This window comes from Streptomyces sp. NPDC094147 (assembly GCF_044764265.1).
GTDB lineage: Bacteria > Actinomycetota > Actinomycetes > Streptomycetales > Streptomycetaceae > Streptomyces.
In genome coordinates, this window is record NZ_JBIWHT010000018.1 from 104,464 (window position 1) to 128,634 (window position 24,171).

Here is a 24,171-nt window from a genome sequence, read left to right on the forward strand (position 1 = left end):
GTGTCAATCCCTTCGCGTCCACAGAAAGTTCGGTTCCACAGAGAGCGGCGCCGGTCACGCGGCCACCCGGTCCGCCATGAGTTCGAGCAGCTCGGGGGTGAGGAATTCATCGACCGGGCAGACGCCCGACATCGTCGAGAAGTACCGGGAACTGAGTTCGGGACTGGTGGAAATCGCGCGCAGCATCTCCAACTGGTGCTCCGGCGCGGACAGTCGGCCCGTTTTCAGGGTGCTGCGGTAATAGGGCATGAGGGCCTCGGTGCGCTGCACGGAGAAGCGTTCCAGGGCGGCCTGAAGACGGTCCGGGTCCTGGAGGCCGTCGCCGATGCAGTCCGCGAGGAGCTGGGACGAGAAGAAGCCGTCGGTGATGCCGCGCGCGGTGATCGAGTCCTTGTGGTGTCCGGCGTCGCCGATCAGCGCCCAGCCGGGGCCCGCGGCCTGCCGGAAGAAGTTGCGCTGGTCGCCGGTGCCGTGGACCCGTTCGAGCCGCTCGCCGCCCGCCATCTGCTCGCGCACCTCGGGGGCCGTCGCGGCCACGCAGTCGAGCAGCGCGTTCAGGGCGTCGCCGCGGACGGTGTTGAACTCCGACTGGGGGAAGTAGCCGGCCACCAGGGTCGCGCCGTCGTTGGTCGGGACGGTGCCGACCCAGCGGCCGGGCGCCTCGAAGAGCCGGAACTGCTCCGGAAGGCCCGACCAGTAGCTGTAGTACGCGCAGGTCAGGGACGGGTCCTCGATCACGAGGGGGGCCTCGACCTTCGCCGCGACCGTCGAGCGCATCCCGTCGGCGCCGATGACGAGGCGGGCGCGCTCGACGGTGCCGCCGCCGCCCCGGACCGAGCCGATGCGGACGCCGACCACCCGGTCGTCCTCCCACACCAGGTCGTTCACGGAGCAGTTGTCGCGGAACTCGACGCCCGCGTCCACCGCGGCCTGCGCCAGGATCGAGTCGAGCAGGTAGCGCCGGGGCGCGTAGGAGGCCGCCTGGCCGTCGGCCGGCCAGGAGCAGCCGTCGAGCCTGATGTCGTCGATGGTGTAGCGGACCTGGTCGAGGACCGGGGCGCCGGTGTTCACGACGTCGTCCAGCACGCCCCAGCGGGCCAGCTGCGCCACACCGGGCTGGTGGATGTAGAGGGTGGACAGGGTGTCCTTGGGGAACCGGGCCCGCTCCAGCATGAGCACCCGGTATCCGGCGCGCGCGAGCAACATGGCGGCCGGTGCTCCGGCGGCTCGCGCGCCAACCACAATCACGTCATACAAGAGAAGCTCCCGAAGTTGCCTTGATGCCATTGAGGTGCCGGTTGATGACCTTGCAGATCTCGGCCGCGGGGCCCGGCATGTTCATTCCGAGGTGCGTGGAGTGGATGTCCCATTCCTGAACGTCCCCGAGAATGTGGGGAGTCCAGTGGGCGCGGTACGAATCGTCGGGATTCAGCGTCGCGTTGAAGAAGAGGGCGTCACCGCTGAATACCGGGGACTCGAAGTCCTTCATCAGCGTGATGTGCCGCACCATGATGGCCGCCGAATTGTCGATCAGGGATTCCCGGTCGCCCTCGGCCGTTCCGGCCAGGGCCGGCAGGCGCTCGCCGAAGAACTCGCGCACCTCGGACACGTCGACCGTCTCGTTGTGCGTGAACCAGGAGGCGGGGACGCAGTCCAGCAGGGCGAGGGTGGCCACTTCGTGGCCCTGGCTCTGCAACCGGGCCGCCATGGCCTGGGCGAGGGTGCCGCCCAGGGAGAGACCCACCAGGTGGAAGGGGCCCTCCGGCTGGACCTTGAGGATCTGCTCCACGTAGTCGGCGATCATCTCCTCGATCGATTCCGGCAGCGCCGCACCGTCGAAGCCGCGCGCCTGGATCGCGTACAGGGGCCGGTCGCCCAGGTGGGCGGCGAATCCCATGTACGCCCAGGAGAGCCCGACACCCGGGTGGACGAACCACACCGGTGCCCCGTCTCCCCCGGTCTTCAGGGGCAGGACGACTCCGAACGGGTCGGTGAACTCCGACGATCCGGTGCCCGACGCCAGGTGTTCGTCCAGCTCCACGACGGTGGCCGACTGGAACATGACCCGGATCGGGATCGAGACGCCGAGCAGCGTGCGGATCCGGTTGATGAGCCGGCTGGCCAGCAGTGAGTGCCCGCCCAGCGTGAAGAAGTCGTCGTCGATCCCGACCCGCTCGACGCCGAGCACCTCGGCGAACAGTCCGCACAGCACTTCCTCGCGCGGGGTGCGCGGGGCCCGGTAGGTCCCGGCGGTGAACTCCACGTCCGGCAGCGCCTTGCGGTCCAGCTTGCCGTTGGGGGCCAGCGGGAGCCGCTCCAGCGTCACGAACGCCGCGGGGACCATGTAGTCCGGGAGGCGTTCGGCGGCCAGTCGGCGCAGTTCGTCGGCGGTGAGGCCCTCGCTCGCGGGGACCACGTACGCGACGAGCTGCTTGCCCGCGTTGCCCGCCCGGCCCTCGCGGGCGATGACGGCCGCCTGGGCGATGTCGGGGTGGGCGGTGAGGGCCGCCTCGACCTCGCCGGGCTCGACGCGGAAACCGCGCACCTTGACCTGCGAGTCGTCGCGGCCGGCGTACTCCAGCTGCCCGTCGGCGTTCCAGCGGGCCAGGTCGCCGGTGCGGTACATCCGCGAACCGGCCGGACCGTACGGGTCGGCGACGAAGCGCTCCGCGGTCAGGCCGGGGCGGTTGTGGTAGCCGCGGCCGATGCTTCCGGCGACGTACAGCTCTCCGACGGTGCCCGGCGGCACGGGCGTCAGACCCGGGCCGAGGACGTAGGTGCGCATGTTGCCCAGCGGCGTACCGACGGGAGTGCTGCCCGAGCCGGTCCACTCCTCGTCGCCCGGGGCGGCGAAGGCGGTGGCGTAGAAGGACTCGCTCTGCCCGTAGGCGTTGACCACGGTCACGCCCGGGAACGCCGCGCGGGCCCGTTCCACCAGCGTCGCCGACAGCGCCTCACCGGCGAAGACCAGCGTGTCGACGGTGGTGCGCTCCGCGATCTGGTCGACCAGTTCGGCGAAGGCGGAGGGGACGGTGCTGATCACACTGCCCGACCAGCCGTCCCGCTCGCCCAGGACGAGGACGTCGCGGACCACTTCGATGCTGCCGCCCGAGGTGAGGGTGGTGAAGATCTCGAACACGGAGACGTCGAAGTTGATCGAGGTGCTCGCCAGTGCCCGCCGCCCCGGACCCATGCCCACCTGGGGAGCCAGCCGCAGCACACCGTTGACGACGGTGTGGTGGGTGATGGCCACACCCTTCGGCGTGCCGGTGGAGCCCGAGGTGTACATGACGTACGCCAGGTGCTCGGGGCGCAGCGGGGCGGTCCGGTCCCCGTCGGTGAGATCGGTGTCCGCTGCGGACCCTTCGAGGTCGAAGGTGTCCAGGTGGAACACGGCGCTGTCGCTGGGCGGCAGCACCGACTCGGTGGCGGTGTCGGTGAGGATCAGCTGCGGGCGGGCCTCGGTGAGGATGGCCGCCAGGCGGTGGCTGGGGTACTTGGGGTCGATCGGCAGATAGGCGCCGCCCGCCTTCAGTACCGCGAGGAGTGCGACCACCAGGTCCGCCGAGCGCGGCAGCGACAGGGCCACCACCGACTCGGGTCCGACCTCGCGCCGTACCAGCTCGCGCGCCAGCCGGTTGGCCCGCGCGTTCACCTGACCGTACGTCAGCTCCTGGCCGTCGCAGACCACCGCGACCGCGTCCGGACTCGCCGCCGCCTGGCGCTCGAACAGACCGGGAACGGTCAGTTCGGGCGTGGTGGCGGCCGTGTCGTTGAGTTCGAGCAGCCGCTGGTGCTCGGTCGGCTCCAGTACGTCCACCCGTCCCACCGGTGTGGTCGGCTCGGTCGCCAACTGCCGCAGGATCCGCGCCAGTCGGGCCGCGATCGCCTCCACCTCGTCCCGGCCGAAGGCACCCTGCCGGTACTGGAGGACCATCATCAGGTGCGGTTCGGCACCGGCCATCAGGGCCAGCGGGTAGTGGGTGCCGGAGAAGGGGCGGATGCCGGTGAAGGCGATGCCCGCCGCCGTGTTGGCGTCGGTGAGGCCCTCCTTGTCCACGGGGAAGGACTCGAAGACGACCAGCGTGTCGAACAGGCTCTTGTGCCCGAGGGACTGCTGGATGTCGCTCAGCCCGTAGTAGTGGTGGTCCAGGAGCGCCGCCTGCCGCTTCTGCAGACCGGTGACCAGATCGGCGAGCGAGTCCCCGGGGGCGTACGTGACGCGCACCGGAAGGGTGTTGATGAACAGGCCGATGATCGAGTCGACGTCCGCCAGGGCCGGCGGGCGGCCGGAGACGGTGGCGCCGAACACCACGTCCTGACGGCCGGTGAGCTGGCCGAGCAGCACGCCCCAGGCGCTCTGGAGCAGGGTGTTGACGGTGACGCCGAGCTCGGATGCGCGCCGGTTGAGCAGGCGCGCATCCTCCAGCGGCAGCGGGATGTCGATCTGGCCGACACCCTCGTTGTCCGGGGCCCCGGGGGCGAGCACCGTCGGGTCGGCCCCGGCGAATTCCTCGGCCCAGGCGCGGGCGGTCGCGTCGTGGTCCTGCTGGGAGAGCCAGACCAGGAAGTCCCGGAAGCCGCGCACCCTCGGCAGCGCCGAGGCGTCGCCGCTGGACCCGTACAGGCGCAGCAGGTCCTGCATCAGGAGCGGGAACGACCAGCCGTCGAACAGCATGTGGTGGGCGGTCAGGACCAGTTCGGAGCGGTCCGGGCCCATCGTGACCAGCGTGAGGCGCAGCAGCGGGGGCGTGGCCTGGTCGAAGTGCTCGTGGTGGTCGTCGGCGAGGAGCTTCTCGAAGGCCTCCTCGCGGGCTCCCTCGTCCAGGGTGCTGAGGTCGACCTCCCGCCAGGGCACCTCGACGTGGTCGAGGACGACCTGGACCTGGTTGCCTCCGGCGTCGGTGACGACCGCGGTGCGCAGGCTGGCGTACCGGTCGAGCACCGCCTGCCCGGACAGGCGCATCCGGGCGGGGTCGACCTGGCCGGACACGTGGAAGACGATCTGCATCTGGTACGCGTCGAAGGTGTCGTCGTCGAGCAGCGTGGACTCGAAGAGCAGTCCGGACTGGAGCGGGGTCAGCGGCCAGACGTCGGCCAGACCCGGATAGCGCTGCTCCCAGGCTTCGATGTCGCTCTGCCGCACCGAGACCAGCGGCAGGTCCGAGGGGGTCAGACCGCCGGTGCCGGGCGTGGCGACGTGGCGGGTGAGCGCGGTCAGCGCCTCGCACCACAGGTCGGCCAGTTCCTGCACCTCTTCGCGGGTGAGCACCCCGGCCGGGAAGCCGATCATGGCGCCGAGCTGGGCGCCCTGGCCGGTGTCGATGACCGCCGAGTTGATCTCCACGGTGGACATGGCCGGCATGTCGGCGTCCAACGGCGCGTCCATGTCGGGGAGTTGGGTGAACCCGAGGCCGCGCAGCTCCTCCGGCATGTCGGCCGAGGAGAACTGGCCCAGGTAGTTGAACCCGATCTGCCCCGCGGAGTGCTGCCGCAGCTCGGCGGCGGTCTCCGGGTTGAGGTAGCGCAGCAGGCCGAAGCCGATGCCCTTGTCCGGGACCGCCCGCAGCTGCTCCTTGACGGCCTTGACCACACCGCCCGCGGCCGCGCCGCCGGCGAACGCCTCGTCCAGGCTGAAGCCCGCGGTGTCCAGGCGGACCGGGAACATGCTGGTGAACCAGCCCATGGTGCGCGACAGATCGGCGCCCGGCACGATGTCCTGCTCGCGGCCGTGGCCCTCCAGGCGGATCAGCGCGGAGGACTCCACGACGCCCCGCCCGCGCCGCCACTTGGCGACGGCGAGCGCGAGGGCGGCCAGGAGGCCGTCGTTGACGCCGCCGTGGAAGGCGGCCGGCACCGAGGTGAGCAGCGCCTCGGTCACCGCGACCGGCAGCTGGATCTCCAGGTGCTCGACGGTCGACAGGACGTCCACCGCCGGGTCGAGCGGCCGCGATCCCAGTACGGGGTCGGGTCCGTCCAGCGTGCCGCGCCACAGCTCCATCTCGGCGACCCGCTCGGGGCTCGCCGCCTGCTCCACCAGGGCGTGCGTCCAGCGCCGCATGGAGGTGCCGACCTCGGGGAGCTCCGGGGTCCGGCCGGCCCGGATCTCCTTCCAGGCCTCGGCGAGGTCCGGGACCAGGATCCGCCAGGACACTCCGTCCACCACCAGGTGGTGGAGTGCCACCAGGAGGCGGCCGGGTCCCTGCTCGGGGGCGAACCAGACGAACTGGGCCATCACTCCGGCGGCCGGGTCGAGGCGGCCGGTCGCGGCGTCCAGCTCTGCCGCGGCCGCCTGCTGCCAGTCGCTCCAGGTGCCGTCGCAGACGACCTTGCGGATCAGCGAGGCCGCGTCCACCGTGCCGGGCGCTGCGACCTCCAGGGCGCCGCCGTCCTCCAGCAGGAGGCGGGAGCGCAGGATGTCGTGGCGGTCCAGGACCGCGCCGAGGGTCGCGGCGAGCTGGTGCTCGTCGATTCCTTCGGGCAGTTCCAGGGCGATCGACATGGAGAACCGGTCGAAGCCGCCGCCCAGTTCGAGCATGTACGCGCCGATCGGCAGCAGCGGCATGCGGCCCACGCCGCCGCCTTCGAGCTCTTCGAGCACCAGGCGGGCCCCGATGTCGCTGGTGGCGACCTCGGCCAGCTCGGCAACGGTGCGCTGCTCGAAGATCTGACGGGGTGTCACTTCGATGCCCTGGGCGCGGGCCCGGGTGACGACCTGGATGGAGCGGATGCTGTCGCCGCCCACCGCGAAGAAGTCGTCGTCGAGACCGACCCGCTCCAGGCCGAGCACGTCGGCGTAGACGGCGGCGAGGGTCTGCTCGACCGCCGTGCGCGGCGCGCGGTAGGTCCCGCCGGTGAACTCCGGGTCGGGCAGGGCCGCCCGGTCCAGCTTCCCGTTCGGGGCCAGCGGCAGCCGGTCCAGGACGACGAAGGCGGACGGCACCATGAACTCCGGCAGCCGGGTGGCGACGAAGCGGCGCAGATCGCGGGCGGAGAGACCGGCGGTCATGTCCACTTCGAGATCGCCGAGGCCGTCGACGCTGTGGTCCGAGTCCGCGCCGACCGGCACGACATAGCCCACCAGCTGCTTGCCGCGGCCCGGTCCCTCGCGGACGATCGCCACCGCCTGGGCCACCTCGGGGTGGGCCACCAGCGCGGCCTCGACCTCGCCGGGCTCGATGCGGAAGCCCCGCACCTTGACCTGCGCGTCACCGCGGCCGGCGTACTCCAGCTGCCCGTCGGCGTTCCAGCGGGCCAGGTCGCCGGTGCGGTACATCCGCGATCCGGCCGGACCGAACGGGTCGGCGACGAAGCGCTCGGCGGTCAGCGACGGACGCCGGTGGTAGCCGCGCCCGACGTTCCCGGCGACGTACAACTCGCCCACCACACCCGGCGGCACGGGCACGAGGCCGGGGCCGAGCACATAGGTGCGCATGTTGCCGATGGGGGCGCCGATCGGGGCGCTGCCCGCACCGTCCCACTCCGCCTCGGGAAGCAGGGCGAAGGTGCTGGCGTAGAACGACTCGGTCTGCCCGTAGGCGTTGACCAGCCGGGCGCCGGGGATCGTCTCGCGCACCCGTCGCACCAGGGAGGCCGGGAGGGCCTCGCCGGCGAAGACCACGGTCTCGGCGCTGATCCGGCCGGCCGTCTGGTCGAGCAGTTCGGCGAAGACGGACGGGACGGTGCTGATGACCCCACCGCTCCAGCCGCCGCGCTCGCCGATGACCAGGACGTCGCGGGCGACTTCGAGGGTGCCGCCCGAGGACAGCGTGGTGAAGGTCTCGAACACCGAGACGTCGAAGTTGATGGACGTGCCCGCCAGGGTGCGGGTGCCCGGGTGCATGCCGACCGAGGCCGCCAGCGCCGACACACCGTTCACCACGTTGTGGTGGGTGATGGCCACACCCTTGGGCTGTCCGGTCGAGCCGGAGGTGTACATCACGTACGCCACGTGCTCGGGCCGCAGCGCGGAGATCCGCTGGGCGTCGCCGAATCCGGCGTCCTGCTCGCTCGTGGCGAGATCGAGGTCGCCCAGGAGCAGGCGCGGGGTGTCGGTCTCCGGGAGGATCCCGACGGTCTCCGCGTCGCTCAGGAGCAGCGTGGGCCGGGCGTCGGACAGGATGAAGTCGAGCCGGGTGCTGGGGTACTTGGGGTCGATCGGCAGATACGCGCCGCCCGCCTTCAGTACGCCGAGCAGGGCGATGACCAGGTCCGCCGAACGCGGCAGCGAGAGCGCCACCACCGACTCCGGACCCACACCACGCCCGACCAGCTCACGCGCCAGGCGGTTGGCCCGCGCGTCCAGCTCCCGGTAGGTCAGCGACTGCTCGCCGGACTCCACCGCGACCGCGTCCGGCGTGCGGGCGACCTGCTGCTCGAACAGGCCGGGGACGGTCAGGTCGGGGGTCGCCACCGCGGTGTCGTTGAACCCGCGCAGCACCAGCTCCCGCTCGGCCGGCTCCACCAGCTCGACCGTGCTGACCCGCTGGCGCGGATCGGCCGCCAGCTGCTCCACGACCCGGGTGAACCGGGCGGCGACGGCCTCGACCGTCTTGCGGTCGAACAGGTCGGTGGCGTACTCCAGATGACCCAGTACGCCCATGCCGGGAAGGTCGGCCATGTTGAAGAACAGGTCGAACTTCGCGGACTCGTTGCGGACCCGCTCGAACTCCACCCGCACACCGGGCAGGGTGAAGTCCTTCCGGGCGAAGTTCTGCCAGGCGAACATCACCTGGAACAGCGGCGAGTACGCGGTGGAGCGCTCCGGGTTGAGCTCCTCCACCAGGCGCTCGAAGGGAACGTCCTGGTTGTCGTAGGCGGCCAGGGACTTGTTCCGCACCTGGTCGAGCAGCTCCTCGAAGGTGATGTTGCCCGACAGGTCGGCGCGCAGCACCCAGGTGTTGACGAAGAAGCCGATCAGGTCCGCGAGGCCTTCGTCGGTGCGGTTGGCGATCGGCGACCCGATGGTCAGGTCGTCGCCGCCGCCGAGGCCGTGCAGCAGCACCGCGAGGGCCGACTGCAGGACCATCGAGACGGTCACGCCGTGCGCGCGGGCCAGCTCGTCGACGCTGGCCACCACGTCCGGCGCGAGGCCGAACTCGACCGTGTCGCCGCGGTGGCTGGCGGACGGCGGACGCGGGCGGTCGACGGGCAGCTGGAGCGGCTGCGGTACGCCCGCCAACTCCTCGCGCCAGTACCGCACTTGGCCCGCCAGCGCGCTGTCGGGGTCGTTCTCGTCCCCGAGCACCTCGCGCTGCCACAGCGTGTAGTCGACGTACTGCACCGAGAGGTCCGCCCACTGCGGGGCGTCGCCCTGCATGCGGGCGGTGTACGCGGTACCGAGGTCCCTGGCCAGCGGGGCCATGGACTCGCCGTCGCTGGCGATGTGGTGGATGAGGAGCACCAGGACGTGCTCCTGCTCGCCGGTGCGGAACAGCGTCGCCGCCACCGGGATGTCCTTGGAGAGCTCGAAGCGGTGGGCCACGGCCTCGGCCATGGCGTCCGGCAGGCCCTCCTCGTCGGTCACCACCAGGGGCATGTCGAGCGTGGCCTCGTCGGCGGGGAGCACCCGCTGGAACGGGACGCCCTCGGCGTCCTCCACGATCAGCGTGCGCAGGCTCTCGTGCCGCGCCACCACGTCCCGTACCGCCGACTCCAGTGCGGCCACGTCCAGGGTGCCGGTCAGGCGCAGCGGGAAGGGCGCGTTGTACGTGGCCGAGGGGCCCTCGAAGCGGTCGATGAACCACAGCCGGCGCTGGGCGAAGGACAGCGGCACCAGGTCGGGCCGGTGCTCGGCCTTGCGCAGCTGCGGCCGCACCCGGGAGCCGGGCGAGAGGTGCCCGGTCAGCTCCACGACGGTGGGCGAGTCGAAGACCGCCCTGATCGGCACCTCGATGCCGAGCGAGGTGCGGATCCGGCTCACCAGCCGGGTCGCGAGGAGCGAGTGCCCGCCGATGTCGAAGAAGTTGTGGTCGATGCCGACCTGGTCGAGCCCGAGGACCTCCGCGAACAGCGCGCACAGGACCTCTTCCTGCGGGGTGCGCGGCGCGCGGTAGGCCTCGCCGGTGAACTCCGGCTCGGGCAGGGCGGCCCGGTCGAGCTTGCCGTTCGGGGCGAGCGGCAGTCGCTCCAGGACCACGAAGGCGGCGGGGACCATGAACTCCGGCAGCTGGGCGGCCACGAACTTGCGCAGCTCGTCGATGTCGATGCCGTTCTCGGCGGCCGCGGTGGGAACCGCGTAGGCCACCAGGCGCTTGCCGGTGCCGCCCGCTTCGCGGGCGATGACCACGGCCTGGGAGACGCCGGGGTGGGCGGTCACCGCGGCCTCGATCTCGCCGGGTTCGACGCGGAAGCCGCGCACCTTGACCTGGGCGTCGTCGCGGCCGACGTATTCGAGCTGGCCGTCGGCGTTCCAGCGCGCCAGGTCGCCGGTGCGGTACATCCGCGAGCCCGCCGCGCCGAACGGGTCGGCGACGAAGCGCTCCGCGGTCAGCGCGGGGCGGTCCAGGTAGCCGCGCGCCACGGCGCCCGCGATGTACAGCTCGCCCACCACGCCCGGGGGTACCGGCGTGAGGCCCGGACCCAGGATGTAGGTGCGCATGTTGCCGAGCGGGGTGCCGATCGGGGCGCTGCCGGTGCCGTCGCCGGAGTCGGCGGAGGTGGTGGCGTAGAAGGACTCGGTCTGCCCGTAGGCGTTGACCACCCGCACGCCGGGCAGCACGGTACGGATCTTGTGCACCAGCGAGGCGGGGAGCGCCTCACCGGCGAACACCAGCGTCTCGGCGCTGATCCGGTCCGCGAGGCGGTCGATCAGTTCGGCGAAGACCGACGGGACGGTGCTGATGACGCTGCCCGTCCAGCCGTCGCGCTCGCCGAGGACCAGCGCGTCGCGGACGACCTCGACGCTCGCGCCGACGGACAGCGCGGTGAAGATCTCGAAGACCGACACGTCGAAGTTGATGGAGGTGCTCGCCAGCATCCGGGAGCCGGCGACCGCGCCGACCCGCGAGGCCAGGTGCGTCACGCCGTTGACGACGGTGCCGTGGGTGATCACGACGCCCTTCGGGGTCCCGGTGGAGCCCGAGGTGTACATGACGTAGGCGAGGTGCTCGGGGCGCAGCGGTGCCGTCCGCTCCTCGTCGCCGAGCGGCGCGGCCGGTCCGGCGGCGTCCAGGTCGAGGCCGTCGAGCAGCAGGTGGGCGACGTCGGTGCGCGGCAGTACGTCCACGGTCGCGGCGTCGGTGAGGATCAGCTGCGGGCGGGCCTCGGACAGGATGAAGTCCAGCCGGTGGCTCGGGTACTTCGGGTCGATCGGCAGGTATCCGGCGCCGGACTTGACGATGGCGAGCATCGCCACCACCAGGTCGGCGGAGCGCGGCAGGGCGAGGCCCACCACCTTCTCCGGACCGGCCCCGCGGGCGACGAGCTCACGGGCCAGGGTGTTCGCCCGCCCGTCGAGCTCGCGGTAGGTCAGCGAGGTCTCCTCGAAGACCACCGCGACCGCGTCCGGGGTCAGCGCCGCCTGGCGCTCGAACAGGGCCGGCAGGGTGAGCTCGGGGAACGGCGCGGCCGTGTCGTTGAGCTCGACCAGGAGCCGGTCGCGTTCGGCCGCCTCCAGCACGTCGACCTGACCGACCCGCACCTGCGGGTCCTCGACCAGCTGCCGCAGGATCCGCTCGAAGCGGGCGGCGATGGTCTCGACGGCCGCGCTGTCGAAGAGGTGGTGCTGGTATTCCAGCGCGACGCGCAGCCGCGGCTCGGCGGTCGCGGTCACGATCATCGGGTAGTGGGTGCCGCTGAGCGGGCTGATGCCGGTCACCGCGATGCCCGCCGCCGAGTACGCCTCGGAGATGCCGGCGCGGTCGATCGGGTACGAGTCGAAGACGACGATGGTGTCGAACAGGGACTTGAGACCGGTGGCGTGGTGGATCTCGGCGAGCCCGTAGTGCTGGTGGTCCAGGAGCGCGCCCTGGCGGTCCTGGAGGCCGGTCAGCACCTCGTGCAGCGTGTCCGCGGGGGCGCAGTTCACCCGTACCGGAAGGGTGTTGATGAACAGGCCGACCATGGAGTCCACGCCCGGCACCATGGGCGGGCGGCCGGAGACGGTGGTGCCGAACACCACGTCCTGACGGCCCGTCAGGCCGCCGAGGAGGAGGCCCCAGGCCGCCTGCACGACGGTGTTCATGGTGACGCCGAGCTCGGAGGCGCGCCGGGACAGCTCCTGGGAGAGCTCGGCGGTCAGCGGGACGTCGACCTGGCCGATGCCCGTGGGTGCCGCGTCCGACGACACGGCGGCGGGGACGAGCAGGGTGGGCTCCTCGATCCCGGCGAGCTCACCGGCCCACACCCGGGCGGCCTCGTCGCGGTCCTGCTGCGCCAGCCACACCAGGAAGTCCCGGTATCCGCGTACGCGGGGCAGCGCCGAGGTGTCCCCGTCGGAGCCGTAGAGGCGCAGCAGGTCCTCCAGGAGCAGCGGCACCGACCAGCCGTCGAACAGGACGTGGTTGGCGGTGAACACCAGCTCCGCGCGGTCCGGGCCCATGGTGACCAGGGTCATCCGCAGCATCGGCGGGGTGAGCGGGTCGAAGTGCGTGGCGTGGTCCTCGGCGAGGAGCTGCTTGAGCGCCGCGCCGCGGGCCTCCTCACCGAGGCGGCTGAAGTCGACCTCCCGCCACGGCAGTTCGACGTGGTCGAGGACGACCTGGACCTGGTCGCCGGCGGCGTCTGAGACGAACGCGGTGCGCAGGGCGGCGTACCGGTCCAGGAGCGCCTGGCCCGCGGCCCGCATCCGGGACGGGACGACCTGCCCGGACAGGTGGAAGACCATCTGCATCTGGTAGGCGTCGAAGGCGGCGTCGACCATCAGCGTGTGGAAGAGCAGACCGGACTGCGTGGCGGTCAGCGGCCAGACGTCCGCGAGACCCGGGTACTGCTTCTCCCACAGGTCGATCTCGCGCTGGGTCGCCGAGACCAGCGGCACGTCCGAAGGGGTGAGTCCGCCCGCGCCGGGCTGCTCGGCGTGCCGGGCGAGCGCTTCGAGCGCGGCCCGCCAGTAGTCGGCGAGTTCCTGTACGTCGTCCTCGGTGAGCACGCCGGTGGCGAAGCCGAGCCGGGCGCTGAGCTGCGGACCGTGCTCGCCGTCGGTGACCAGTGCGTTCAGGTCGAGCGTGGAGAGCGCGGGCATGTCGGCGTCGGGGTCGGCGACCAGTTCGGTGGTGCCCTCGGCCTGGGTCCAGCCGAGGCCGCGCAGGTGCTCGGGCATGTCCGTGGTCGAGTAGCGGCCCAGGTAGTTGAAGCCGATCTGGCCGGTGGAGTGCTGCTTCAGCTCCTCGGCGGTCTCGGGGTTCAGGTAGCGCAGCAGGCCGTAGCCGATGCCCTTGTCCGGGATCGCGAGGAGCTGCTCCTTGACCGCCTTGATCGCGTTGCCCGCGGACGCTCCGCCCGCGAACGCCTCGTCCAGGTCGACCCCTTCGAGGTCGAGGCGGACGGGGAACATGGTGGTGAACCAGCCCACCGTGCTCGACAGGTCGGCGCCCGGCACTGCCTCTTCCTGGCGGCCGTGCCCTTCGAGGCGGATCAGCGTCGAGGGCTCCTCGATGCCGCGGGCCCGGCGCCAGCGGGTGACGGCGAGGGCGAGCGCGGTGAGCAGGCCGTCGTTGACGCCGCCGCGGAAGGTCGCGGGGAGCGTGTTGAGCAGGGTCTCGGTGATCGCCTCCGGCAGCCGGACCCAGAGGTGCCCGGACTTGGAGACGACGTCGAGTGCCGGGTCGAGGGGGCGGGTGCCGAGCACCGGGTCGGGTCCGGCCACCACCGTGCGCCACAGGTCGAGTTCGGCGACCCGCTCGGGCGAGGCCGCGGCGTCCACGAGGGCGTGCGCCCAGCGCCGCGCCGAGGTCGTGGTCTGGCCGAGCTCCGGGGTCCGGCCGGCGCTGACGTGCTCCCAGGCGGCGGCGAAGTCGGGCAGCAGGATGCGCCACGACACTCCGTCGATCACGAAGTGGTGCAGCACCACGAGGAGCCGGCCCGGGGCGTCGGTGCCCGCGTCGAACCACACGAACTGCGCCATCGTCCCGGCGGCCGCGTCCAGGCGGCCGGTGGCCGCGTCGAGTTCGGCGGCGGCCAGCTCCTGCCACTGCTCGTTCCACCGGCCGTCGCAGGAGACGCGGTGGATCAGCCGGGGTACGTCGACCGAGCCGGGGGCGTCGACCTCCAGGCCCCAGTCGTCGCCGTGCACCAGGCGCGAGCGCAGTGCGTCGTGGCGGTCGAGGACCGCGCCGAGGGTCGCGGCGAGGCCGTCCTGGTCTATGCCCTTGGGCAGTTCGACCACCAGGGACATGGAGAACCTGTTGGTTCCGCCGCCCAGCTCCATGAGGTACTTGCCGACGGGCAGCAGCGGCATCCAGCCGACGCCGCCGCCCTCCAGCTCCTCCAGGACGGGGCCGGCCCCGGCGGGGCCGCTCGCCTGGGCGACCTCGGCCAGCTCGGCCACGGTACGGCTCTCGAAGATCTGACGCGGCGTCACTTCGACGCCTTCCGCGCGGGACCGGGAGACGACCTGGATGGAGCGGATGCTGTCGCCGCCGATGGCGAAGAAGTCGTCGTCGATGCCGACCTGGTCGAGGCCGAGGACCTCGGCGTAGACGGCCGCGAGGGTCTGCTCGACCGGGGTGCGCGGCGCGCGGTACTCGCCGCCGGTGAACTCCGGTTCGGGCAGCGCCTTGCGGTCCAGCTTGCCGTTGGGGGTCAGCGGCAGCCGGTCCAGCATCACGAACACCGACGGCACCATGAACTCGGGCAGCCGGCCCGCGACGAAGCGGCGCAGATCGCGGGCGGAGACACCGGCGGTGATGTCGATGTCGAGGTCGCCGAGGCTCTCGACGCTCCCCAGACCGCTCTCCTCGATCTCCACCGGGACCACGTAGCCGACGAGCTGCTTGCCGGTGCCGCTGCGGCCCTCGTGGATGGTCACCACGGCCTGGGCGACGCTCGGGTGGGCCGTCAGGGCGGCCTCGATCTCGCCGGGCTCGATGCGGAAGCCGCGGATCTTCACCTGGGAGTCGTCGCGGCCGGCGTACTCCAGCTGGCCGTCGGCGTTCCAGCGGGCCAGGTCGCCGGTGCGGTACATCCGGGATCCGGCCGGGCCGTAGGGGTCGGCGACGAAGCGCTCGGCGGTCATGCCGGTACGGCTGTAGTAGCCGCGCGCCACGTTGCCCGCCACATAGAGCTCGCCCACCACGCCGACGGGAACCGGCTCCAGGCCGGGGCCGAGCACGTAGGTGCGCATGTTGCCGAGCGGAACGCCGATGGGGGCGCTGCCCGCGCCGTCCCACTCCGCCTCGGGCAGCAGGGCGAAGGTGCTGGCGTAGAAGGACTCGGTCTGTCCGTAGGCGTTGACGACCCGGATGCCGGGGATCGTCTCGCGGACCCGCTGCACGAGCGCGGCGGGCAGCGCCTCACCGGCGAAGACCACGGTCTCGGCGCTGATCTCGCCGCCCACCTGGTCGAGCAGTTCCACGAAGACCGACGGGACGGTGCTGATCACGCCGCCCGACCAGCCGCCGCGCTCGCCGATGACGAGGACGTCGCGGGCCACTTCCAGGGTGCCGCCGGTCGACAGCGCGGTGAACAGCTCGAACACCGACACGTCGAAGTTGATGGACGTACCCGCCAGGAGCCAGGTGTTGGAGTCCACGCCCACCGCGGACACCAGCCGTGTCACACCGTTGACGACGGTGTGGTGGGTGATGGCCACGCCCTTGGGCTGTCCGGTCGAGCCGGAGGTGTACATCACGTACGCGATGTTGTGGGGGCGCAGCGCGCCGTGCCGCTCGGTGTTGTCGAGCGGTGTGCCGTCGCTGCCGTCCAGGTCGAGGTCGCCGAGGTACAGGCGCGGGGTGTCGGTCTCCGGGAGGATCCCGATGGTCTCCGCGTCGGTGAGCAGCAGTGTGGGCCGGGCGTCGGAGAAGATGAAGTCGAGCCGGGTGCTGGGGTACTTGGGGTCGATCGGCAGATACGCGCCGCCCGCCTTCAGCACACCGAGCAGGGCGATGACCAGGTCCGCCGAACGCGGCAGCGAGAGCGCCACCACCGACTCCGGACCCACACCACGCCCGACCAGCTCACGCGCCAGGCGGTTGGCCCGCGCGTCCAGCTCCCGGTAGGTGAGGGCCGCGCCGTCGAAGACCACGGCGACCGCGTCCGGCGTGCGGGCGACCTGCTGCTCGAACAGTTCGGGGACGGTCACCTGGGGCGTGGGCGCCGCGGTGTCGTTGAACCCGCGCAGCACCAGCTCCCGCTCGGCCGGCGCGAGGACGTCCGCCTGCCGGACCGGCTTGTCGGGGTCGGCCACCATCTGCTCGACGACGCGGATGTAGCGGGCCGCGATGGCCTCGACCGTGGCGTGGTCGAACAGGTCGGTGGCGTACTCGATGTAGACGAGCATGCCCGGCTTGGTAGGGTCGGCGAAGTAGTTGAACTCCAGGTCGAACTTGGCCGACGAGGTGGCCTGCGCCTCCAGGCGCGCCTGGAGGCCGCCGGGCAGTTCGAGGTCGATCCAGCGCTCGTTCTCCCAGGTGAACATGGTCTGGAACAGGGAGTGGTACGCGGTGGAGCGCTCCGGGTTCAGCTCCTCCACCAGGCGCTCGAACGGGGCGTCCTGCTTGTCGTAGGCGGCCAGCGCCTTCTCCTGCACCTGCCCGACGAGGTCGTTGAAGGTGGGGTTGCCCGACAGGTCGGTGCGCAGCACCCAGGTGTTGACGAAGAAGCCGATCAGGTCCTGGAGTTCGTCGTCGGTGCGGCCCGCGATCGTGTTGCCGATCGGGATGTCCTCACCGGCGCCCAGGTGCTGGAGCAGCACCGCGAGCGCGGTCTGCATCACCATCGGCACCGACACGTCGCGGTCGAGGGCGAACTCCTCGGCCTTGGCGAGCAGTTCGGGCTCGATGGGGAACTCCACGATGCCGCCGCGGTGGCTGGCGGACGGCGGACGCGGGCGGTCGACGGGCAGCCGAAGCGGCTGCGGGATGCCCGCCAACTCATCGCGCCAGTACTGGACTTGGGCGTTGAGCACGCTGTCCGGGTCGTCCTCGTCGCCGAGCACCTCGCGCTGCCACAGCGTGTAGTCGATGTACTGGACCGGCAGCTCCGGGTAGTCCGGCGCCTCGCCGAGGATCCGGGCCGTGTAGGCGGTGTCCAGGTCACGCGCCAGCGGCACCACCGACTCGCCGTCGCTGGCGATGTGGTGGATGAGCAGCACCAGGACGTGCTCCTCGGGGCCCGCGCGGAACAGGGTGGCCCGTACCGGGATCTCCGTGGCCAGGTCGATGGTGGACTGCCCGGCCTGGTCGACGGCGTGCTCCAGCACGTCGGGCGCCACCTCGACGAGCGGCACGTCGAGCACCAGCTCGTCCACCGGCACGACCTGCTGGGAAGGAACGCCGTCGGCGTTCGCGACGATCAGCGTGCGCAGGCTCTCGTGCCGGACCACCACGTCCCGTACGGCCGACTGAAGGGCCGTCACGTCCAGCGGGCCGTTGAGGCGCACCAGGAACGGAACGTTGTACGTCGCCGAGGGGCCTTCGAACTGCTCGATGAACCACAGCCGGCGCTGCGCAAACGACAACGGGATCATTACTGTCCACTCCTGTTCATCTTGCGCAGACGGGGGCGACTCGACGCGTTCGCACTCTTCACCGTGCGCGACAGTTCAGCGATGTTGCGGTGTTGGAATATGGCCCGGATGGTCACGGAGACTCCGAGCGTCTTGCGGATGCGGCTGGTCAGGCGGGTCGCCGTCAGGGAGTTGCCGCCGAGCTCGAAGAAGTCGTCGTCGATGCCGACGCGTTCCACTCCGAGCACTTCGGCGAACAGCGCGCAGAGGCTCTCCTCCTGCTCGCTGCGCGGGGCCCGGTAGGGGGGTCCCGCGGGTCCGGGTTCGGGCAGGGCCGACCGGTCCAGCTGTCCGCCGGGGGTCAGCGGCAGCTGGTCGAGGAGGACGAGCGCGGCCGGGACCAGGTGGCCGGGCAGGCGCTGCGCGGCGAAGGCGGTGATCTCGTCGACGTCGGCGCCGTCCGCCTGGGCGGGGACGACGTAGCCCACGAGCTGGTGTGTGTCGCCGTCGTGGGCGACCACCACTGCTTCTTCGACCGAGGGGTGTGCGGCCAGGGCGGCCGCGATCTCGGCGGGTTCGATGCGCTCGCCGCGGATCGTGACCTGGGTGTCGGCGCGCCGTACGTATTCGAGGCGGCCGTCGGCGTTCCAGCGGGCGAGGTCTCCGGTGCGCACCATCCGCGATCCGGCGGGGCCGAAGGGGTCAGCCACGAAGTGGGCGGAGGTGAGTGCGGGACGGCCGTGGTAGCCGCGCCCGAGCGTGCTGCCGGCGATGTACAGCTCGCCGACCGCGCCGGGCGGCACCGGGGTGAGGCCCGCGCCGAGCACATGGGCCCGTACGTTCGGGAGGGGGGCTCCGACGGAGGCGTCCCCCGTCGGCGCCGGTCCGTCTCCGGCCGGGAGGGCGAAGGCGGTGGCGCAGAAGGACTCGACCGGTCCGTAGGCGCTCACCACGCGGGCGCCCGGGGCGGCCTTGCGCACCTTCTCGACCAGCGACGCCGGCAGCGGCTCACCGGCGAACAGCACCGTCCTGGCGCCGATCTCGCCCGCGGCCTGGTCGAGGTGGGCGGCGAACACCGAGGGAACCGCACCGATCACGCCGCCGGCGCGATCCGCGAACTCCGTCTCCACCTCGGTCAGTTCGACGCCTGAGCCGGTGCACAGCGCGGTGAACAGGGTCAGCGCCGCCACCTCGAAGGTGGTCTGCCGCGTCGCGAGGACGTGGGTCGTGGGCTGGTCGCCCAGGTGCGCCGCGAGGCCCGGTACGCGGTCGGCCACCGCGCGGTGGGTGATCGTCACGCCCCTCGGCCCGCCCGGGTAGCCCGAGGTGTAGGTCAGCCAGGCCACGTGGTCCAGGAGCAGCGGCCGGATCCGGTCCTGGTCCCCGAGGTCGGTGTCGGGGCCGGCCGTGATCTCGTCCAGGCGCAGCTGCGGAACTCCGTTGTCCGCCAGGGCAGTTGGAGTGGCGGCGTCCGTCAGGACGAGCGCCGGACCGGCGTCGGCGAGCAGCGTTTGCAGGTAGCCGGCCGGAGCCTGCGGGTCCAGCGGCAGGTAGCCCGCGCCGGACTTGAGGACCGCGAGGAGCGCGGCCACGTGCTCGGGGTTCTGCGGCAGCGCCGCGGCCACCAGCGTCTCCGGCCCGGCCTCGCGGCGTACCAGCTCGTGCGCCAGCTGGTTGGCCCGCGTGTTCAGCTCCTGGTAGGTCCACGACACATCGCCGTGCACGAGAGCCACCGCGTCCGGTGTGGCCGCGGCCTGGCGCTCGAACAGCTCGGGGATGCTCGCCTCGGACGGGGCGGCCGCCGTGTCGTTGAGCTCGGCGAGCCGTTCGCGCTCGGGCTGCTCCAGTACGTCGATCCGGCCGACGCGCTGGGCGGGGTCCGCCGCGAGGCCGCGCATGATCCGCCCGTAGCGGGCGGCGATGGCTTCGGCCGCGCTCTGGTCGAGCACGTTCTGCTGGTACTGCACGGTCAGCCGCAGTCCGTCGGACTCGATGAAGACCAGCAGGGTCACCGGGTAGTGGCTCGCGGTGAACGAGCGGATCCCGGTGACCGAGATCCCGGCCGCCCGGCACGCCTCGGCGATGCCGACCCGGTCCAGCGGGAAGGACTCGAACCCGATGATGGTGTCGAACAGCGCGTCCAGGCCGGTCGCCGTGTAGATCTCGGTCAGCCCGTAGTGGTGGTGGTCCATCAGTGCGGCCTGGCGGTTCTGCACCCCGGACAGCAGCTCGGCGAGCGTGGCCCCGGGTGCGGTCTCGACCCGTACGGGCAGCGTGTTGAGGAACATGCCGACGATCGCGTCGACGCCGGGCACCGCGGGGGGACGGCCGGACACGGTGGACGCGAAGATCACGTCCGGGCGGCCGGTCAGCTGGTTGAGCAGGATCGCCCAGGCGCCCTGGACCACGGTGTTCAGGGTGACGCCGAGGTCGGCGGCGCGCCGCATCAGGTCGCGGGCCTCCTGGCCGGACAGCTGGACGTCGACCTGCCCGATGCCCGCGCCGCCGTGTCCGGATCCGGCGCCGGGGACGAGCAGGGTGGGCTCGCCCACCCCGTCGAGTTCACGGGTCCACACCCGGGCCGACTCGTCGGGGTCCTGGCGCGACAGCCAGTCCACGAAGTCCCGGTAGCTGCGCACCCGCGGCAGCACCGAGGCGTCCCCGGCCGAGCCGTACAGCTTCAGCAGGTCCTGCATCAGGAGCGGCACGGACCAGCCGTCAAACAGGACGTGGTGGGCGGTCAGGACGAGTTCGTACCGCTCCGCCTCCATCTTGACCAGGGCCAGGCGCAGCATCGGCGGCGCGACCGGGTCGAAGTGGGTGCGCAGGTCGTCCGCGAGGAACTGCTCGAAGGCCTCGGCGCGTTCGGCCTCGCCGAGGCCGCTGTAGTCGATGTCCTGCCAGGGCAGCGGGACGCCTTCCAGGATCAGCTGGACCAGGTCGCCGTTGGAGTCGGGCAGGAACGCGGCCCGCAGACTGGGGTGGCGGTCCAGGAGCGCCTGGCCGGCGGCGAGCATCCGGGCCGCGTCGACGGTGCCGGACAGGTGCAGCGCGTACTGGACCTGGTAGGCGTCGAAGGTGGAGTCGTTGAGCTGGGAGTGGAAGAGCAGGCCCGACTGCAGGGGGGTGGCGGGCCAGACGTCCGCGAGGCCCGGGTAGCGCTCCTCCCATGCCTCGATGTCGCTCTGGCCGACGCTCACCAGGGGCAGGTCCGAGGGCGTCAGGCCGCCCGCGCCCTGCTCGGCGACGTGCCGGGCGAGGCCGCCCAGGGCGGCGCACCACAGGTCCGCGATCTCGCGCACCTCGGCGGGGGTGAGCACGCCGGTGGGGGCGGCGAACACCGCGCCGAGGCGGGGGCCCTGGGGGGTGTCGGTGACGCTGGCGTTGATGTCGAGTTCGGCCGGGGCCGGCATGCGGGGGTCCTGGCCGGCGTCGAGCTCGGCGAGTTCGGCCACGTCCGCCTGCGTCCAGCCGAGGCCGCGCAGGTGCTCGGGCATGTCGGCGGCGGAGGAGAACCGGCCGAGGTAGTTGAACCCGACCTGGCCGAGGGGGTGTTCGCGCAGGAGCGCGCCGGTGCGGGGGTTGAGGTGGCGCAGCAGGCCGTAGCCGATGCCCTTGTCGGGGATGCTCCGCATCTGCTCCTTGACCGCCTTCAGTACGCGGCCCGCGGCGGGGCCGCCGGCGAACGCGTCCTGGAGGTCGGCGCCCTGGAGGTCGAGGCGTACCGGGAAGGCGCTGGTGAACCAGCCCACGGTGCGCGACAGGTCGGCGCCCGGCGCCACGTCCTCTTCACGGCCGTGGCCTTCGAGGCGGACCAGCGCCGAGGACTCCTCGACGCCGCGGGTGGCGCGCCACTGGGCGAGCGCCAGGGCGAGAGCGGCGAGCAGGCCGTCGTTGACGCCGCCGCGGAAGGCCGCGGGCACGGCGGTGAGCAGGGCCTCGGTGACCGCTGCCGGGAGCTCCACATGGGTCTTCTCGACGGTGGAGACGACGTCGAGCTCGGGGTCCAGGCGCCGGGTGCCGAGCACCGGGTCGGGGCCCTGGACGATCGAGCGCCACAGCTTCAGCTCGGCGATGCGCCGCGGGGTCGCCGCCTCGTCGGCCAGGGCGTGCGCCCAGCGCCGCACCGAGGTTGCCACGTCCGGCAGTTGAGGTGTCTCGCCGGCCTTGATCTGCTCCCAGGCCGCCGCGAAGTCGGGCATCAGGATCCGCCACGACACCCCGTCGATCACGAGGTGGTGCAGCGCCACCAGGAGGCGGCCGGCGCCCGCGCCGGGTGCCGGGTCGAACCACACGAACTGCGCGACCACGCCGGCGGCCGGGTCGAGGCGTTCGGCCGCCGCGTCCAGTTCGCCCAGCAGGGTCTGCGTCCAGGACTCGTCCCAGCGTCCGTCGCATGCGACGCGCCGGATCAGCGGATCGGCCTGCACCGAGCCGGGCGGGGTGACCAGCAGGCCGCCGCCGTTGTCGGCGACGAGGCGGGACCGCAGCAGGTCGTGGCGGTCGAGCACCGCGCCGACGGTGGCCGCCAGCTGGGTGCGGTCGATGCCCTCGGGCAGGTCGAGCACCATCGCCTGGAGGAACCGGTCGAAGCCCGGCCCCCATTCGCGGATCCACTGGGCGACCGGCAGCAGCGGCATCCAGCCGGTGCCGCCGCCCTCCAGCTCTTCGAGGACCGTGTCCGCGCCTGCTTCCCTGTTCGCGGCGTTCGCGGCCACCACCTCGGCCAGTTCGGCCACGGTGCGGCGCTCGAAGATCTCCCGCGAGCTGAGCACCAGGCCGTGCGCCCGCGCCCGGGTCACCACCTGGATGGACTGGATGCTGTCGCCGCCGATGGCGAAGAAGTCGTCGTCGATGCCGACCTGGTCGAGGCCGAGGAGTTCGGCGAAGAGACCCGTCAGGATCTCTTCGTGCCCGGTGCGCGGCGCCCGGTAGACGGCGCCCCGGAACTCCGGCTCCGGCAGCTTGGCCTTGTCGAGCTTTCCGTTCGGGGTGAGCGGCAGGTGGTCGAGGACGGTGAAGGTCGCGGGGATCATGTAGTCCGGCAGGCGCTGCGCGAGGAACGGGCGCAACTCCCCCACCGCGAAGCCGGATTCGAAGGCGATGGCGCCGTACGCGCCCTGCTGGGCGCTGGTGTCGGCCTCCTCGCTCCTGGCCGGGACGACATAGCCGACCAGCTGCTTGCCCCGGCCGCTGCCCGGCACCTCGTGGGCGATGACGGCGGCGTGGGCCACTCCGGGGTGCGTCTCCAGGGCCGCCTCGATCTCGTGGGGCTCGATCCGGAAGCCGCGGATCTTGACCTGGGTGTCGGCCCGGCCGTGGAAGATCAGGTCGCCGTCGGGCGTCCACTCCGCGAGGTCGCCGGTTCGGTACATCCGCTCGCCGGGCTCGCCGAACGGGCAGGCCACGAAGCGCCCGCTGGTCTGTCCGGGCCGGCCGAGGTAGCCGCGGGCCAGCGCCGCGCCCGACACGTACAGCTCACCGGTCACTCCGGCCGGGACCGGCCGCAGTTCGGCGTCCAGCACGTAGGTGTGGGCGTTCGCGATCGCCGTGCCGATGGGCGGCACCCGGCCGTCCCCGGGCAGCGGCGTGCTCATGGTGGCGCAGACGGTGGTCTCGGTGGGGCCGTACGCGTTGATCATGCGTCGGCCGGCCGACCAGGTGGCGGCCAGTTCCGGCGAGGTCGCGTCACCGGCGACGACCAGGGTCTCGACGGTGGCCAGCGAACCGGCCGGCACCGCGGCGAGGACCGGCGGCGGAAGCGTCACGTGGGTCACGCCGTGCGCGGCGATCGTGTCGGCCACCGGGCTGCCCGGGGCCAGTTGGTCCTTGTCGGCGAGCACGAGCGTGGCTCCGGAGAGCAGGCCCATGCACAGTTCCCACACCGAGGCGTCGAAGCTGGGCGAGGCGAACTGCAGCACCCGGCTGCCGGCGCTCACCTTGAGCCGGTCGATCTGCGTGGCGAGCAGGCTGCCGAATCCGGTGTGGGTGACCTGCACGCCCTTGGGGCGGCCGGTGGAACCCGAGGTGTAGATGACGTACGCGGTGTTGGTCACCGACGCCGGTATTCGCTCGTCCCCGGTCAGCGGGGCGGGGTCCAGGGCGGCCACCGAGCGCGCAATGGCCGGGTCGTCCAGGCGCAGTACGGGCACGGGCAGTTCGGGCAGTTCCCCGGCCGTGGCCACGTCCGCGAGGATCAGGCGGGCCGCGGAGTCCTGAACCATGTACGTAAGCCGGTCGGCCGGGTAGGCCGAGTCCATCGGCAGGTACGCACCGCCCGCCTTCAGCACGGCGAGCACGGTCACGGCCCACTCGGGCGAGCGCCGCATCGCGATGCCGAGGACCGCCTCGGGCCCGATGCCGCGCCGGATCAGCAGGCGCGCCAGCCGGTTCGCGCGCTCGTCGAGTTCCCGGTAAGTCACCTGAACGTCGCGGAAGACCACCGCGACCGCTTCGGGTGCCGTCGCGACCTGCCGCTCGAACAATTCAGTGAACGTCTCCACCGGCACCGGAACCTCCGTGTCATTGAGCTCACCCAGCAACGAATTCTGCCCAAAAGAACA

At 72.1% G+C, this 24,171-nt stretch carries 3 protein-coding genes; all 3 read right to left on the minus strand.

Annotated features, from left to right (window positions below; genetic code table 11):
• Positions 1-54: 54 nt before the first annotated feature.
• From ACIQ8J_RS24480 to ACIQ8J_RS24490, 3 genes are read right to left on the minus strand one after another with little or no spacing between them, the layout of a single operon-like run.
• Positions 55-1,206, minus strand: a complete 1,152-nt coding sequence (locus ACIQ8J_RS24480; protein WP_403274267.1) for an NAD(P)/FAD-dependent oxidoreductase — start codon at positions 1,204-1,206, stop codon at positions 55-57.
• Positions 1,207-1,249: 43 nt separating this feature from the next.
• Complete coding sequence (locus tag ACIQ8J_RS24485) at positions 1,250-17,629, minus strand: amino acid adenylation domain-containing protein (protein ID WP_403274266.1); 16,380 nt, start codon at positions 17,627-17,629, stop codon at positions 1,250-1,252.
• Positions 17,629-24,111 (minus strand): amino acid adenylation domain-containing protein, encoded by a 6,483-nt coding sequence (locus tag ACIQ8J_RS24490; protein WP_403274265.1) that lies wholly within the window; start codon positions 24,109-24,111, stop codon positions 17,629-17,631. The genes ACIQ8J_RS24485 and ACIQ8J_RS24490 overlap by 1 nt, the downstream gene beginning before the upstream one ends.
• Between the last annotated feature and the right edge of the window lie 60 nt (positions 24,112-24,171).